The organism is Spirillospora sp. NPDC049024 (assembly GCF_040649235.1).
Taxonomy (GTDB): Bacteria; Actinomycetota; Actinomycetes; order Streptosporangiales; family Streptosporangiaceae; genus Spirillospora.
Genome location: NZ_JBEZFD010000009.1, coordinates 168,980 through 183,019, shown reverse-complemented (window position 1 = coordinate 183,019; position 14,040 = coordinate 168,980). Strand labels below are relative to the sequence as shown.

The window sequence follows — 14,040 nt, the reverse complement described above, 5'->3', positions numbered from 1 at the left end:
ATGTCGGGCGCACTTCGCGGCGTGCGCGGGCCATCGACGGGGAATCGACGTGATCGAGTCTAGCCCCGCCGCGGCCCTCAGCCCGGATCGCGGCGGCGCAGGTAGCGCTCGAACTCGCGGGCGATGGCGTCGCCGCTCGCCTCCGGCAGCTCGGTGGCGTCCTTCTGCTCCTCGAGGGTGCGGACGTACTCGGCGACCTCCGAGTCCTCCTCGGCGAGCTCGTTGACGCCGTGCTCCCAGGCGCGGGCCTCCTCGGGCAGCTCGCCGAGCGGGACGGTGACGTCGAGGAGGTCCTCGACGCGGCGCAGCAGGGCGAGGGTGGCCTTGGGGGACGGCGGCTGGGCGACGTAGTGCGGGACGGCCGCCCACAGCGAGACGGTGTCGAGGTCGGCCTTGGCGCAGGCGTCCTGGAGCACGCCGAGGATGCCGGTCGGGCCCTCGTAGCGGGCCGGCTCCAGGTTCAGGGTGTTGACCAGGCCGGCCTCGGAGGCGGCGCCGGTGACCGGCACCGGGCGGGTGTGGGGGGCGTCGGCGAGCAGCGCGCCGAGGAGCACGACGTTGCGGACCTCGAGCTCCAGCATCAGCCCGACCAGCTCGCGGCAGAACGACCGCCACCGCATGTTGGGCTCGATCCCGTGCAGCAGCACGACGTCCTTGCCGTTCGGGAGCCGCGCCCACGACACGCGGGTCGTCGGCCAGGTGATGCCGCGGGTCTCCCCGTCGGTCATCTCGACGATGGGGCGGGTGACCTGGAAGTCGTAGTAGTCGTCCGGGTCGAGCTCGGCGATGGGCACCGCCTCCCACGTCGACTCCAGATGCGCGATCACCCCGCTGGCGGCCTCCCCGGCGTCGTTCCACCCCTCAAAGGCGGCCACGACCACCGGATCGACGAGTTCCGGCACGCTTTCGAGTTCGACCACGCGCTGCCTCCTTCCGACGCCCAGGTACAGCGTCACCGACGGGGGCCGTCATTCCCGGGGGTCGGGGGCCCCGCTCATGATCGGTGGCTGTCAGCCTACGTCCTGACGGTGACCTACCCCACCCCTCCGGAGGCCAGACCCCGCCGTGTACGCCCGCGGCGGAACCCGGGTCACGATCGGGTCACTTGCCGCGGGGCGTGGTGTGCACGATCAGCACGTCGCAGGGGGCGCGGTGGGACAGGTTCGCCGGGACGGACCCGAGGATGCGGCCCGCGAGGCTGTTGAGGCCGCGGTTGCCGATCACCATGAGGTCCACGGGGCGCTCCTTCGCGAGCTTCGACAGCACGTCCACGGCGTCGCCCTCGACGGCCTCCTGCTCGATGTCGGTGGCGCCCGCGGCGACGGCCCGCTCCCGCGCGGCCCGCAGCGCGTCGTCGGCGGGGGTGGACCCCTGCACCTTGTAGGCCAGGTCGCCCAGCCGGTCGGCGGCGGTGGCGCGCTCGCGCTCCGGCATGGGGCTGTAGGCGGAGGCGAGCAGGAGGGTGGCGCCCGTGGCGGCGGCCAGCTGCGCGGCCCTGTCGACCGCGCGGAACGAGGAGTCAGAGCCGTCGGTGCCGACGAGGATGATGCGGTACGCGCTCATGCCGTTCCTTACCCGTTAGTAGTCACTGGTGGCACGCTATCGGTCCGGTGACCCATCCGTCACCGTCTCTTTGCACACCCCGTCCAAGAGGCGCGGGCCCGCTCGGCGCGGGGACGGCCCGGAGTGTCCGGTGATCACCCGGATAGGGTGGTTCTCCGGTTCGTGCGACATGTGAGGAGAGCTGTGACTGCTGGGGGCCCGCAGGCCGTGCTGTTCGACATGGACGGCCTGCTCATCGACTCCGAGCGCGTCTGGCTCGAGGTCGAGTCGGAGGTCATGGCGTGGCTCGGCGGCGAGTGGAGCCCCGCGCACCAGGAGCGCCTGGTCGGCGGCTCCCTCTACCTCGCCGTCGACTACATGCTGGAGCTGACCGGGGCCGACGCCCCCCGCGAGGAGGTCGGCCGGCGGATGCTGGACGGCATGGTCGAGCGGCTCGGCGCGTGCGTCCCGATGATGCCCGGCGCCAAGGACCTGCTCGCCGAGGTCCGCGCCGCCGGGGTGACGGCGGCCCTGGTGTCCTCCAGCCACCGGCGGCTGATCGAGCCGGTGCTGGACGCCGTCGGCCGCGAGCACTTCGCGCTCAGCGTCGCCGGGGACGAGGTGGCCCGGACCAAGCCGCACCCCGAGCCCTACCTGACCGCCGCCGCCCGGCTCGGCGCCGACCCGGCCCGCTGCGTGGTGCTGGAGGACTCCCCGAACGGCGTCGCGGCGGCCGAGGCGGCGGGCTGCGTCACCGTCGCCGTCCCCGGCGTCCTGCCGATCCCGCCCGCGCCGGGGCGGACGGTGGTCGCCTCGCTGCTCGAGGTGGACCTGGAGCGGCTGCGCTCCCTGGTCGTGTGACACTCGCCGGTCGTGCGACGAGTGCGGCGGCGCGTCCGTCGTCCGACCGCGGCACCTCAGGGCGCGGCACCCCGCCGGCCTGATACCCGCGGGGCGGTACCTCGGGGGGCGGCCCCCTAGGGGAGGGTCCCGCCGGGGGAGGAGACCGGTCCGGCCGCAAACCGTCCGCCGGGAGGAGCAGAACCGGCATTCCACGTGTGACGATGGAGAGAGCACCGACGCACGGAGTGAGGGGCCGGCATGAGCGACGCAGCCATTTTCGCGATCAGTCTCGGGGTGACCCTGGTCGGGCTGGTGATCAGCTGGGGCGCCTACCGCCGCCGGGGCGCGGCCACCGGGCTGCGCGGCGCGGCCCTGTCCCTGGTGCCGCTCGCGGCGGCGATGACGGGCGTGACCGAGTTCTTCGTCGACCTGGCGTTCAGTCCGGTGAAGTGGGCGGGCATCGCCGTGGGGGGCCTGGCCGTGCTGCTCTACCTGGCCTCCGGCGCGATGCTGAGCCGGCGCGGGGACGCCGGCGGCGGCAAGGCCGCGGGAGGCGGGGAGGGGCACCGCTCCGCCGGGCGCGGCGGCAAGCCGAGGCGCGGTGTCGAGGGGCCCGCGCCGGGCGGGGGAGACCCGGAGCTGGCGGAGATCGAGAAGATCCTCCGCGACCGCGGCATCTCCTGAGCCCGCGGCCCCCGCACGCGACGTGACGGCGGGCCGGGACGTCCCGATCGCGGGCGTTCCGGCCCGCCGTTTCTGCGCGTCCGGGGCCTGACCTGCGGACGATCAGTCTCAGAACGGACTCAGTACGGTAAAGCTTGTCGTTCCGGACCCCCCTGGCGTTGCGGGGCCACTCGTGGCTGAACGTACTATTCGGGCGATTTGTCCGAAGTGGCGTACGGGCGCGTGTTTGCCAGATGACGACGAGATCACAAGTCAGATACGGGTACTTCCGAAGTACGTCTCACGGATGGACAGTCGTGCCCGAAGGACTACGTTTCCCTTCAGCAAACGCGGCGTAACGGGCACGGGGGCAGCGGATGATCTCCGCGACCGCCGGTCACTCGCCGGCGGCAGGCAGAACCAGTGGCCGGACGGTAGGAGGTAACGAGCGTGGCCGCACCCATAGAGGTGACCGGGTCCGACAGCGAGGCGCAGCCGGAAGCGGTACTTGTCGGCGTCGACAAGAAGAAGATCCAGGGACGCTCCCTCGGGCAGATCGCCTGGATGCGGCTCAAGCGGGACAAGGTCGCTCTCACCGGCGCGGTCATCGTCTTCGTGCTCATCCTGATCGCGATCTTCGGTCCGTTCTTCGTGCAGAACCCGCTGACGTACCACCAGAACCTGATCGACCCGACCTACAACCGGCCGAAGGGCGGGATCTGGCACACCGGCATCAGCGGCGACCACCTGCTCGGCGTGGAGCCGGGCACCGGCCGCGACCTGCTGGCCCGCATCGTGCACGGAGCCCGGATCTCGCTCCTGGTCTCCTTCCTGGCCACCCTGCTGTCGGTGGTCATCGGGACGGTCATGGGCATCACCGCCGGCTACTTCGGCGGCTGGGTCGACTACCTGATCAGCCGGGCCATGGACGCCTTCCTGGCCTTCCCCCTGCTGCTGTTCGCGATCGCGCTGGTGGGCGTCGTCTCCGACGGCGCGTTCGGCATGAACGGCAACGGGCTGCGGATCTCCGTGCTGGTCGTGGTCATCGGCTTCTTCAACTGGCCCTACATCGGCCGCATCATCCGCGGCCAGACGCTGTCGCTGCGCGAGCGCGAGTTCGTCGACGCCGCCCGCAGCCTGGGAGCCCGCAACTCCTACGTGCTCTTCAAAGAGGTCCTGCCGAACCTGGTCGCCCCGATCCTGGTCTACTCGACCCTGCTGATCCCGACCAACATCCTGTTCGAGGCGGCGCTGTCGTTCCTCGGCGTCGGAGTGATCCCGCCGACGCCGTCCTGGGGCGCCATGCTGACGCTCGCGGTGCCGATCTACTCCTCGGACCCGGCCTACATGATCATCCCCGGTATGGCCATCTTCATCACCGTCCTCGCCTTCAACCTCTTCGGTGACGGGCTGCGGGACGCTCTCGACCCTCGGGCCAAGTGACTCGGGTTCAACCGACCCGTCTAATTGAAGGGGTGCGCCTGCACATGAACAAGATGAGACCATTTGCGGTCTTCGCGGCCGGTGTGGTCGCGGCCGCAGGGCTCGCCGCCTGCGGCGGCGGTGAATCCGGAGGCTCGGGGAGCGGCCCCGGGTACAACGCCGGCGTGAACGAGGTCGTCAACAAGTCGGACAAGAAGGGCGGCACGCTCAAGCTGGCCGACTCCGACGACTGGGACTCGCCGGACCCCGGCAACACCTACTACGCGTTCTCCCAGAACTTCGCCCGCCTCTACGGCCGCGGTCTGACCACGGCCAAGGCGGCGGCGGGCAAGGAGAGCCTCGAGATCGTCCCTGACCTGGCCACCGACATGGGCCAGCCCAGCGACGGCGGCAAGACCTGGACGTACAAGCTGCGGACCGGCGTCAAGTACGACGACGGCACCACGGTCACGTCCAAGGACGTCAAGTACGCGATCGAGCGCAGCAACTACACCAAGGAGCTGCAGCTCGGGCCGAAGTACTTCAAGCAGTACCTCGTCGACAACAAGCCCGCCTACAAGGGCCCGTACGAGGACAAGAGCGACGAGGGTCTGAAGTCGATCGAGACCCCCGACGACCAGACGATCATCTTCCACCTGAACGAGCCGTTCCAGGAGTTCGACTACCTGGTCTCGATGTCGCAGTCCATCCCTGTGCCGAAGGCCAAGGACACCGGCACGAAGTACGAGACCTCGATCGTCTCCAGCGGTCCGTACAAGATCGACAACTACACGCGCGGCAAGTCGATGTCGCTGTCGCGCAACCCGAACTGGAACCAGAGCACCGACCCGCTCCGCAAGGCGCTGCCGGACAAGATCGAAGTCCAGATCAAGCAGAACGCCGATGACATCGACCAGCGGCTGCTCGCCGGCTCGCTGGACATGGACATCACCGGCGTCGGCGTCCAGGCGGGGACCCAGCCGAAGGTGCTGACCCCCGAGCAGAAGCCGTACGTGGACAACCCGATCCAGGGCTTCCTGCGGTTCATGTCGCTGAACGTGAACGTCAAGCCCCTCGACAACATCCACTGCCGCATGGCCGTGCAGTACGCGACCGACAAGGTCGCCGCGCAGACCGCCTACGGAGGCCCGCTGGCCGGCGGCGACATCGCCACCACCGTGATCCCCCCGTCGGTGGACGGCTACACCAAGTTCGACCTGTACCCGCAGAAGCAGGCCGAGGGCGGCGGGCTCGACCAGGCCACGCTCGCCAAGGCCAAGTCGGAGCTGCAGGCGTGCGGCAAGCCGAACGGCTTCACGAGCAAGATCTCGGCGCGGTCCGACCGGCCGAAGGAAGTCGCGATGGCCGAGGCGATCCAGCAGAGCCTCGCCAAGGTCGGCATCAAGGTCAGCATCGTCCAGTTCCCGGCCGGTGACTACTTCAACAAGTACGTCGGCGTGCCGAAGTACGTGCACGACCACGAGATCGGCATGATGATCATGGCGTGGGCGGCCGACTGGCCGACCGGCTACGGCTTCCTGTCGCAGATCGTGCACGGTTCGGCGATCAAGCCGTCCGGCGGCAACAACCTCGCCGAGCTCAACGACCCGAAGGTCAACAAGGGTCTCGACGACGCGATCTCCACGCAGGACAAGGCCGCTCGCACGAAGATGTACGGCGAGGTCGACAAGGCGGTCATGGGGACCGCCGCCGAGGTCCCGCTGATCTACGCCAAGGCCCTGATGTACCGGCCGAAGCGCGTGACGAACGCGGGGATCACGTACTACTACGGCGGAATGTACGACTACCTGAACATGGGCGTGGAGTGACACTCCGCTTCGTCCGTGCGTACAGCTGAAGGCAGGTGAAGGCGACGCCCGCCGGCCGGTCCGGGACCCACAGGTCCCGCCGGCCGGCGGGTCGGGCCGAGCATTGTGTTCGCATATCTCATCCGGCGCCTCATCGGTGCCGTCGTCATGTTGCTGCTGGTCAGCATGGTGACCTTCGGCATCTTCTTCTGGCTGCCCAAGATCGCCGGTCAGACGACCGACCAGATCGCGGCGTCCTACGTGGGCAAGGCGCCGACCGCCGAGGCCATCCAGGACACCAAGGAGCGGCTCGGCCTCGACAAGCCGGTCGTGGTGCAGTACGGCAACTACGTCAAGGCCATCGTGGTCGGCAAGGACTACAAGGCCGGCCCCGTGACCGACCACTGCCCGGCGCCGTGCCTCGGCTACTCGTTCCGCAGCAGCCAGCCGGTGCTGGAGACGCTGATCGACCGGGCCCCGGCGACCCTGTCGCTGTCACTCGGCGCCGCCGTGGTCTGGCTCATCAGCGGCATCGCCACCGGGGTGGTGTCGGCGCTGCGCAGAGGCTCGGTCTGGGACCGGGGGGCGATGATCATCGCCCTTGCCGGCGTGTCCCTGCCGATCTACTTCACCGGCCTGGTCTCCCTCGCGCTGTTCTCCTACAGCCTCAAGATCTTCCCGGGCGGCGGCAGCTACGTTCCGCTGACCTCCAATCCGGTGACCTGGTTCCAGTCGCTGGTGCTGCCCTGGATCACGCTGGCGTTCCTCTACGCCGCGATGTACGCGCGGCTCACCAGAGCGGGCATGCTTGAGACGATGAACGAGGACTACATCCGCACCGCCCGCGCCAAGGGCCTGCCGGAGAAGACCGTCGTCACCAAGCACGCGCTGCGCGCCTCGCTGACGCCGATCCTCACGATCTTCGGTCTCGACATCGGGCTGCTGCTCGGCGGCGCCGTGCTGACCGAGAACACCTTCGGCATCCCGGGGCTGGGCCAGCTGGCGATCAGTTCGATCAGGGGCGGCGACCTGCCCATGGTGCTCGGCGTGACGCTGCTCACGGCGACGTCCATCATCGTGATCAACCTGATCGTCGACATGCTGTACGCGATCGTCGACCCGAGAGTGAGGCTTGGCTGATGACCGGCACCGCGCCCGCCGCGGACACCGCGGGCACCGGCGAGGCCCCGAGCGCGTTCCTCGAGGTCCGCGACCTCAAGATCCACTTCCCGACCGACGACGGCCTGGTCAAGTCCGTCGACGGCCTGTCGTTCCAGCTGGAGCGCGGCCGCACGCTCGGGATCGTGGGCGAGTCGGGCTCCGGCAAGAGCGTGACCAGCCTCGGCATCCTCGGCCTGCACAACCGGCGCAACGCCGACGTGTCCGGGGAGATCTGGCTGAACGGCAAGGAGATCGTCGGCGCCTCGCAGAACGAGGTGCGCCGGCTCCGCGGCCGCGAGATGGCCATGATCTTCCAGGACCCGCTGTCCTCGATGCACCCCTTCTACACGATCGGCCACCAGATCATCGAGGCCTACCGGGTGCACAACGACGTGTCCAAGGCGGTGGCCCGCAAGCACGCCATCGACATGCTCGGCAAGGTCGGCATCCCCAAGCCGGACCGGCGGGTGGACGACTACCCGCACCAGTTCTCCGGCGGCATGCGCCAGCGCGCGATGATCGCGATGGCGCTGTCCTGCGACCCCGAGCTGCTGATCGCCGACGAGCCGACCACGGCGCTGGACGTGACCGTCCAGGCGCAGATCCTCGACCTCATCCGCGACCTGCAGCAGGAGTTCAACTCCGCGGTCATCATGATCACCCACGACCTCGGGGTGGTCGCGGAGCTGTCGGACGACATCCTGGTGATGTACGCGGGCCGCGCCGTGGAGTACGCCTCCGTCGACGACGCCTTCCACCGGCCGCTGCACCCCTACACCTGGGGGCTGCTCGGCTCGATGCCGCGTCTGGACCGGGAGCGCTCGGAGCGGCTGATGCCGATCGAGGGGTCGCCGCCCAGCCTGATCAACGTGCCGTCGGGGTGCGCGTTCCATCCGCGCTGCCCTTACAGTGACCTCAACGGTGACAAGAGCACGACCGAGCGGCCCGAACTGGTCGAGGTCGAGCCCGGCCACAAGGCGGCGTGCCATCTCCCGCTGGAGAAGAAGCGGCAGATCTGGAACGACGAGATCCGGCCGAAGCTGTGACGAGCACGGGTGGGAACGAGACTGTGAATACGACCAAGACCCCGGCCGACGAGACCCGTCCGGCCGCGGAGGCCCGCCCCGTACGGGAGGGCGAGCCGCTGCTGGAGGTGGACAACCTCGGCAAGCACTTCCCCGTCACCGCGGGGCTGCTGCGCCGGCAGGTCGCGGCGGTGAAGGCCGTCGACGGCGTGTCGTTCTCGGTCCGCAAGGGCGAGACGCTCGGACTGGTGGGCGAGTCGGGCTGCGGCAAGTCCACCACCGGCCGGATGATCATGCGGCTGCTGGACCCCAGCTTCGGCAAGATCACCTTTGAGGGCGAGGACATCACCACGATGTCGCAGGGGCGGCTCCGGCCGCTCCGGCGCGACCTCCAGATGATCTTCCAGGACCCCTACTCGTCGCTGAACCCGCGCAAGACGGTCGGCGCGATCGTCGGGGCGCCCTTCCGGCTGCAGAACATCGAGGCCAAGCAGGGCGTCAAGAAGGCGGTCCAGGAGATCCTGGAGCTGGTCGGGCTGAGCCCCGAGCACTACAACCGCTACCCGCACGAGTTCTCCGGCGGGCAGCGGCAGCGCATCGGCATCGCCCGCACCCTGGCCCTGAAGCCGAAGCTGATCATCGCGGACGAGCCGGTCTCGGCCCTGGACGTGTCGGTGCAGGCGCAGGTCGTCAACCTGCTGGAGGACCTGCAGAACGAGCTCGACCTCACCTACGTGGTGATCGCGCACGACCTCTCGGTGGTCCGGCACATCTCCGACCGCGTCGCGGTCATGTACCTCGGCAAGATCGTCGAGTTGGCGGACCGCTCGGACCTGTACGAGCGGCCCATGCACCCCTACACCAACGCGCTGCTGTCCGCGGTTCCGATCCCGGACCCGAGCCAGCGCGCCGAGCGCAAGCGGATCCGGCTTCAGGGCGACGTGCCGAGCCCGCTCGACCCGCCGCCCGCCTGCCGGTTCCACACCCGGTGCTGGAAGGCGCAGGACATCTGCAAGCAGGTCGAGCCGCCGCTGGTCGAGCTCAGCCCGGGACACCAGGCCGCCTGCCACTTCCCGGAGAACACCACGGTCAGCGCGACCGACGCGGTCGCCAAGGCCGCGGTGGCGCCCGCCGCCCCGGCCGAGGACCCGGAGCCCGCGGAGTAGCGCCGCCGGGCGCGCGAGCGCGCCCCGCGCACGAGGAAAGGCCCGGCCCCCGCGAGGGGGACCGGGCCTTCTTCACGGGCGCCCGCTCCGGACTACTCGGTGGAGATCGCCTTGAGGACGTCCATGCGGCCCGCGCGCCACGCCGGCCAGAGCGCCGCCAGGACGCCGATGACCGCGGCGACCAGCAGGTAGACCACCAGGGTCCCGTACGGCACGGCGAGGACCCCGAGGCCCTTGTCGGCGAGGGCGTTCTGCAGCGCCGCGCCGAACGCCACCCCGATGCCCATGCCGAGCACCGCGCCGAAGACCGCGATCATGATGGACTCCAGCCGGACCATGCGGCGCAGCTGCCGCCGGGAGATCCCGATCGCGCGCAGCAGCCCGATCTCCCGGGTGCGCTCGATCACCGACAGCGCCAGCGTGTTGATGACCCCGACGGCCGCGATGATGACGGACATCACCAGCAGGATCGTCAGGAACGTCACGAACCCGTCGACCTGCTTGCGGGCATCGGCCTTCAGCGACGCCTGGTCGGACACCTTCAGGTTCGGGTAGTCCTTCAGCGTCGACTCCAGCGCGCTCTTCGTCGCCGCCGACGGCGCCGAGGCGTCCACCACGACCGCGGCCACGGTCGGCTTCACCGTGTGCCGCAGGTGCGCCTGCTGGGAGATGAGCCGGGGACCGACCAGATCGCTCCTGGCGTACACCCCCGCCACCGTCAGCCGCTCGGTCCGTCCGTCGGTGAACTGCACCGGGACCGCGGTCCCGACCTTCCAGCCGCGTGCCTTGGCGGTGGCCTCGTCCACCATGATCCCGGCGTCGCCGATGGCGGTGCCACCGGAGGTGATCTTCAGCCTGGCGGCCTTGGCGATCACCGCCACGTCGCCGGACATGTACCAGGCCTTCTTGTTGTCGATCTTGGCGTCGCCCTCGTAGGTCGAGGACGCGGAGGCCACTCCGGGCGTCGCCCCGATCTTCTGCACGGCCTCGGTGCTGATGCCGCCCGCGCCCTCGACCTCGACGAGGTAGTCGGCGCCGAACTGCGCGTCGACCTGCTCGTCGATCGAGGCGCGCATCGTCGCGCCCAGCACGTTGACCGTGGTGATCAGCGCCAGGCCGATCATCAGGGCCGACGCCGTCGCGGCGGTACGGCGCGGGTTGCGCAGCGCGTTCTGCCGCGCGAGCCGGCCCGGCGAGCCCAGCAGCCGCGCGAACGGCGCGCCGAGCACCTTCATCACCGGGACGCTGATCACCGGGGCGAGCATCGTGACGCCGATGAACACCGCGAACGCGCCCGCGCCCACCGGGATCGCCGGGTTGCCGCCGTTGCCGGCGAGCCCGGCGGCGATGAGGCCGGCGCCGACGAGGGTGAGCAGCGAGCCGAGCGCGACGCGGATCCGCAGCGACCGCTGCGGCAGCGCCACGTCGTCGCGCATCGCCGCCACCGGCGGGATCTTCGCGGCGCGGCGGGCCGGGAAGTAGGCCGACACGACCGTCACCACGATGCCCACCGCGTACGACCAGATCACCGGGGTCGCGGTGAACGTCAGCCCGCCCTGCCCCGCGTCGCCCATCTGGGACTGCAGCAGGGCCGCCAGGCCGGCGCCGGCCGCGAGGCCGAGGGTGGAGCCGACCACGCCGACCGCGACGGCCTCGCCGATCACCGCGCGCGTGACCTGGGCGCGGGCCGCGCCGATCGCGCGCAGCAGCGCCAGCTCGCGGGTCCGCTGCGCGACCAGCATCGAGAACGTGTTGAAGATGATGAAGGACCCGACGAAGATCGAGATCAGCGCGAACACGAGCAGGAACGTGCGGAAGAAGCTCATCATCGCCGCGATGTCGCTCTTGGACTCCTCGCGGAGCTTCTCGCCGGTGACGGCCTCCAGGTTCTGCGGCAGCGCCCTGGCGACCCGGTCGCGCAGCTCGGCCTGGGACGGGCCGGTGGAGCCCATCTCGATGTCGCTGAAGTAGCCGGGCTTCAGCATCAGCCGCTGCGCCGTCGGGGTGTCGAAGCCGGTGAGGGTCGCGCCCATCAGGTTCCCGGCGTCGACCAGCCCGACGATCCGCATGCGGGCGGGCGGCCCCGCCGTGACGACGCGGGTGGTGTCGCCGACCTTCAGCTTGCCCTTCTCCGCGGTCTTGGAGTCGATGACGACCTCGTCCGGCCCCTGGGGGGCGCGGCCCGCCGCCAGGTCGTAGGTGCCGCCCGTCGACCAGTTCGTTCCGATCTGAGGCGGTCCGTCCTGCGCCGTCCCGATGATCTTCCCGTCCTTGCCGACGACGGCCGCGTACCCGTTGACGTTGCCCTTGGGGTCCTTGACGCCGTCGATGCCCTGCAGGGTCTTCAGGACGGTCGCCGGCACCGGCTGGGCCGCCATGCCGTCGTCGTCGCCCTCGACGACCTTCTTGGCCCGCACGTCGACGGCCACGTTCGTGCCGATCCGGCTGAACAGCTCGTCGAACTGCTTGTTCATGCTGTCGGTGAAGATCAGCGTGCCGGCCACGAACGCCACGCCGAGGATCACCGCGACGGCCGTCAGCACCAGCCTGATCTTGTGCGCCGCGAGGTTGCGGAGCGTGACCTTGCCCATCATCGCGCCGACACCCCGGATTCGGGCGCGCCCGCGGAACGGGTGTCGTGGCCGCCGGCGTCGAAGCCCTTCATGCGCTCCAGCACCCGCTCGGCGGTCGGCTCGGCCATCGTGTCGACGATCTGCCCGTCGGACAGGAACAGCACCTGGTCGGCGTAGGCGGCCGCGGACGGGTCGTGGGTGACCATCACGATGGTCTGCCCCATCCGCCGCACCGAGTCGCGCAGGAAGCCGAGGACCTCGGCGCCCGAGCGCGAGTCCAGGTTCCCGGTCGGCTCGTCCGCGAAGATGATCTCAGGGCGGGAGGCCAGGGCGCGCGCGCACGCCACCCGCTGCTGCTGCCCGCCCGACAGCTCGGTGGGACGGTGCTTGAGCCGCGACCGCAGCCCCACCGTCTCGATCACCTCGTCCAGCCACTTCCCGTCGGGCCTGCGCCCGGCGATGTCCATCGGCAGCGTGATGTTCTCCAGCGCCGTCAGCGTCGGCACCAGGTTGAACGCCTGGAAGATGAAGCCGATCTTGTCGCGGCGCAGCCGGGTGAGCTGCTTGTCCTTGAGGCGGGTCAGCTCGGTGTCGCCGATGAAGACCTCCCCGGAGTCCACCGAGTCCAGGCCCGCCATGCAGTGCATCAGGGTGGACTTGCCGGACCCGGAGGGGCCCATGATGGCGGTGAAGCGGCCGCGGGGGATGCCTACGGTGACCCCGTCGAGCGCGACGACCTGAGCGTCGCCGCGCCCGTACACCTTCGCGATCCGCTGGGTCCGAGCGGCGAAGTCGCCCGCCCCGGACGCGTGTGCCGCGCCGGCGGTCGATGGGGCGGTGTTCGTCACGGGAAACTCCTGTGGGTGAGTGAGCAGGAAACGTCCGGACCGCGCCGTGCCCCCGGCGATCCGACGTCCAAAACACTAGAAGGCGGACAAACCCGTTTCCTGGACCTCAGGAACTGACTTGCCCGTCCACCCACGGCAGGAGAAAGTACCCCGCCGTCGTCCTACCGGAGTAGGCCTCCGCCGCCGAAGGTCAGGGGAGCCTCAGGGATTGCCCCTGAAACCGGCCGCCCGCCCGGCGCGTCAGCTCTGGCCGGGCCTGCTCAGCCCCGTCTCGTAGGCGTACACCACGGCCTGCACGCGGTCCCGCAGGCCCAGCTTCGCCAGGACGTTCCCGACGTGCGTCTTCACCGTCGTCTCGCTCACCACGAGCTCGGCCGCGATCTCGGCGTTGGACTGGCCGCGGGCCACGTGCGACAGCACCTCGCGCTCCCGCTGGGTCAGGGTGTCCAGCCCCGGCGGGGGCGCCGAGTCGCGGACGGACGGGAGCCGGTTGGCGAACTTGTCCAGCAGGCGCCGCGTCACCGACGGCGCCACGATCGCGTCGCCCTCCGCCACGATCCGGATCGCCTGCACGAGGTCCTCCGGCGGCGAGTCCTTGAGCAGGAACCCGCTCGCGCCCGCCCGGACCGCCTCGATCACGTACTCGTCCAGGTCGAACGTGGTGAGGATCAGCACCTTGGGGTCGTGCGAGGCCGCGCCCTCCCGGATGATCCGGCGGGTCGCCTCGATGCCGTCCACACCCGGCATCCGGATGTCCATCAGCACCACGTCAGGCAGCAGCGACCGGGTCATCTCCACCGCCGCCGCGCCGTCCCCCGCCTCGCCGACGACGGCGATGTCGGCCTCCGCCTCCAGGATGAGCCGGAAACCCGTCCGCAGCAGCGGCTGGTCGTCGACGAGCAGCACTCGTACCGTGGTCATCGGGCCGCCACCGCCGGCCGCCGTCCCGGACCGTTCATCGCCCTGCTCCTCGCCCTCACCGGACCGCC

12 protein-coding genes are annotated in these 14,040 nt (G+C 70.2%); 7 read left to right on the top strand and 5 right to left on the bottom strand.

The window, feature by feature from the left end:
- Nucleotides 1-77: 77 nt before the first annotated feature.
- Nucleotides 78-920, bottom strand: a complete 843-nt coding sequence (locus tag AB0C21_RS18895; protein ID WP_149258249.1) for a PAC2 family protein — start codon at nucleotides 918-920, stop codon at nucleotides 78-80.
- Nucleotides 921-1,101: 181 nt separating this feature from the next.
- Nucleotides 1,102-1,563, bottom strand: coding sequence for a universal stress protein (locus tag AB0C21_RS18890; protein WP_149258250.1), 462 nt, complete (start codon nucleotides 1,561-1,563; stop codon nucleotides 1,102-1,104).
- A gap of 183 nt (nucleotides 1,564-1,746) precedes the next feature.
- Here AB0C21_RS18890 and AB0C21_RS18885 point away from each other — a divergent pair, with 183 nt between their 5' ends.
- The 7 genes from AB0C21_RS18885 to AB0C21_RS18855 all read left to right on the top strand — a co-directional run bounded on the left by AB0C21_RS18885 (nucleotide 1,747) and on the right by AB0C21_RS18855 (nucleotide 9,630).
- Complete coding sequence (locus AB0C21_RS18885; RefSeq protein WP_235036651.1) at nucleotides 1,747-2,403, top strand: HAD family hydrolase; 657 nt, start codon at nucleotides 1,747-1,749, stop codon at nucleotides 2,401-2,403.
- Nucleotides 2,404-2,643: 240 nt separating this feature from the next.
- Nucleotides 2,644-3,069, top strand: a complete 426-nt coding sequence (locus AB0C21_RS18880; protein ID WP_500205590.1) for a hypothetical protein — start codon at nucleotides 2,644-2,646, stop codon at nucleotides 3,067-3,069.
- A gap of 429 nt (nucleotides 3,070-3,498) precedes the next feature.
- Nucleotides 3,499-4,491, top strand: coding sequence for an ABC transporter permease (locus tag AB0C21_RS18875; RefSeq protein ID WP_149258252.1), 993 nt, complete (start codon nucleotides 3,499-3,501; stop codon nucleotides 4,489-4,491).
- A gap of 44 nt (nucleotides 4,492-4,535) precedes the next feature.
- Nucleotides 4,536-6,299, top strand: coding sequence for an ABC transporter substrate-binding protein (locus AB0C21_RS18870; protein WP_500205587.1), 1,764 nt, complete (start codon nucleotides 4,536-4,538; stop codon nucleotides 6,297-6,299).
- A 105-nt stretch (nucleotides 6,300-6,404) separates the two neighbouring features.
- A complete protein-coding gene (locus AB0C21_RS18865; RefSeq protein ID WP_149258254.1) occupies nucleotides 6,405-7,418 on the top strand; it encodes an ABC transporter permease in 1,014 nt (337 codons plus the stop codon).
- Nucleotides 7,418-8,485 carry an ABC transporter ATP-binding protein gene (locus AB0C21_RS18860; RefSeq protein WP_149258255.1) on the top strand — a complete coding sequence of 356 codons (1,068 nt, stop codon included), beginning with the start codon at nucleotides 7,418-7,420 and terminating at the stop codon, nucleotides 8,483-8,485. The genes AB0C21_RS18865 and AB0C21_RS18860 overlap by 1 nt, the downstream gene beginning before the upstream one ends.
- Before the next feature lie 23 nt (nucleotides 8,486-8,508).
- On the top strand, nucleotides 8,509-9,630 hold the full coding sequence (locus AB0C21_RS18855) for an ABC transporter ATP-binding protein (protein ID WP_375708325.1): 1,122 nt from the start codon (nucleotides 8,509-8,511) through the stop codon (nucleotides 9,628-9,630).
- Between the two features lie 92 nt (nucleotides 9,631-9,722).
- Here the strand turns inward: AB0C21_RS18855 and AB0C21_RS18850 are convergent, their stop codons facing one another.
- From AB0C21_RS18850 to AB0C21_RS18840, 3 genes are all read right to left on the bottom strand, one after another.
- Nucleotides 9,723-12,224, bottom strand: a complete 2,502-nt coding sequence (locus AB0C21_RS18850; protein WP_500205583.1) for an ABC transporter permease — start codon at nucleotides 12,222-12,224, stop codon at nucleotides 9,723-9,725.
- Nucleotides 12,221-13,051: an ABC transporter ATP-binding protein gene (locus AB0C21_RS18845; protein ID WP_500205581.1), complete on the bottom strand. Its 831-nt coding sequence runs from the start codon at nucleotides 13,049-13,051 to the stop codon at nucleotides 12,221-12,223. The genes AB0C21_RS18850 and AB0C21_RS18845 overlap by 4 nt, the downstream gene beginning before the upstream one ends.
- 240 nt (nucleotides 13,052-13,291) lie before the next feature.
- Complete coding sequence (locus AB0C21_RS18840; RefSeq protein WP_149258257.1) at nucleotides 13,292-13,972, bottom strand: response regulator; 681 nt, start codon at nucleotides 13,970-13,972, stop codon at nucleotides 13,292-13,294.
- Nucleotides 13,973-14,040 lie beyond the last annotated feature (68 nt).

Excerpts from the sequence above, each read along its gene's own strand:
- AB0C21_RS18880 (WP_500205590.1), top strand. The coding sequence starts at position 2,644 with ATGAGCGACGCAGCCATTTTCGCGATCAGTCTCGGGGTGACCCTGGTC.
- AB0C21_RS18870 (WP_500205587.1), top strand. The coding sequence starts at position 4,536 with ATGAACAAGATGAGACCATTTGCGGTCTTCGCGGCCGGTGTGGTCGCG.
- AB0C21_RS18840 (WP_149258257.1), bottom strand. The coding sequence starts at position 13,972 with ATGACCACGGTACGAGTGCTGCTCGTCGACGACCAGCCGCTGCTGCGG.
- AB0C21_RS18890 (WP_149258250.1), bottom strand. The coding sequence starts at position 1,563 with ATGAGCGCGTACCGCATCATCCTCGTCGGCACCGACGGCTCTGACTCC.
- AB0C21_RS18860 (WP_149258255.1), top strand. The coding sequence starts at position 7,418 with ATGACCGGCACCGCGCCCGCCGCGGACACCGCGGGCACCGGCGAGGCC.
- AB0C21_RS18850 (WP_500205583.1), bottom strand. The coding sequence starts at position 12,224 with ATGATGGGCAAGGTCACGCTCCGCAACCTCGCGGCGCACAAGATCAGG.